1 protein-coding gene is annotated in these 1,462 nt (G+C 57.3%); it reads left to right on the top strand.

All coding sequences use genetic code 11. The annotated features are described in order from the left end of the window. Positions 1-126 precede the first annotated feature (126 nt). Positions 127-1,449, top strand: a complete 1,323-nt coding sequence (locus tag ABJ196_RS12600; RefSeq protein WP_347307575.1) for an ISL3 family transposase — start codon at positions 127-129, stop codon at positions 1,447-1,449. The last annotated feature ends 13 nt before the right edge of the window (positions 1,450-1,462 follow it).

Here is a 1,462-nt window from a genome sequence, read left to right as displayed (position 1 = left end):
GGCTCTTCCGGTTTTAGAGTGCATTGATTAGTTCGCCGGGGGTTCGGGCGTGGCACAAGATATTGGGGTCCTTGGCTTTGTAGGAATAAGGGTGTCTAATCCATCCGTACAAACCAAGGACCTACTGTGCAGCCTAACGGAAATGTCATCGTCGATACCATCTGCCGCACCGCAGAACTAGGAGTTACTATCACCGGGGCCGCAGAACACGGCGATGTCACCGTCATCGAAGCCGAGCCCGTCGAGCCCATCAATGAATGCCCCACGTGCGGTCAGCCTGGAGTATTCCGCGACCACGTCATCCGCAGCCTGGTCGATCTGCCCATCGTCGGCCACCCAACACGCCTTCATGTGCGCCTTCCACGCTACCGGTGCACCAACAAGCGCTGCTTGCAGAAGATCTTCCGCGCGGGCCTTACCTGCGCGCCCGACAATTCAAAGACCACGGACAGGGTGACCCGCTGGATACTGCAACGACTCTGCCTAGATCGGATGAGCGTTGCCGCTGCAGCCAAGTCATTAGGCCTGGGGTGGGATACCACCAACGCCTTGGCCTTAGCCGCTGTCCAGGACTTGATTTACAACGACGAGCACTACCTCGACGGGGTCAAGGTCATCGGTGTTGATGAGCATCGCTGGTCGCACAACCGACGCAAATGGCGCGACGGATACGTCACCGTCATCGTTGATATGACCGACCACCACGACAAGGATGGAAACGTCATCCGCCCCGCTCGGCTTCTTGACGTTGTCCCAGGCAGAAGCGCTGACGCGTTACGAACATGGCTGAATAATCACAGCGAGCAGTTCCGCGATCAGGTCAAGATCATCAGCATGGACGGCTTCCAAGGCTATGCCACCGCCGCTGGCGAAGTCATTCCCAACGCCACCCAAGTCATGGACCCGTTCCACGTTGTACGCCTGGCCGGTGACAAGCTCACCAAGTGCCGCACCAGGCTCCAGTTAGAAACAACAGGCCGACGTGGCCGCAGCAAAGACCCGCTCTACCGCAACCGGAAAACTCTGTTGACCACCGAGCGCCTACTCACCGACAAGCAGCGCGGGAGGCTTGAGGAACTGTTTGACTTCGACGACGACTACGCGCCGCTACAAGAGACCTGGACCTACTACCAACAAGTCATAAGCTGCTACAACAATCCCAACAAGCAAGCAGCCAAGAAAGCCATGAGCACGCTCATTGACACGCTTGTTGACATCAAAGACGCCGGGATCACTGAGATCGCGCAGCTAAGCAGGACCATGAACAAACGCCGCAAGGACATCCTCGCCTACTTCGACCACGGAGTATCCAACGGACCTGTCGAAGCGATTAACGGTCGGTTGGAATTCCTACGCGGCATCGCCCTGGGATTCCGCAACCTCGACCACTACATATTGCGGTGCCTGATTCACGCCGCCAACATCCGACACAAAATCAATGCACTCTAAAACCGGAAGAGCC

This window comes from Corynebacterium sp. SA-MJD20WY100 (genome assembly GCF_039822565.1).
Taxonomy (GTDB): domain Bacteria; phylum Actinomycetota; class Actinomycetes; order Mycobacteriales; family Mycobacteriaceae; genus Corynebacterium; species Corynebacterium phoceense_A.
This window is presented reverse-complemented; position numbering and strand designations above follow the sequence as displayed.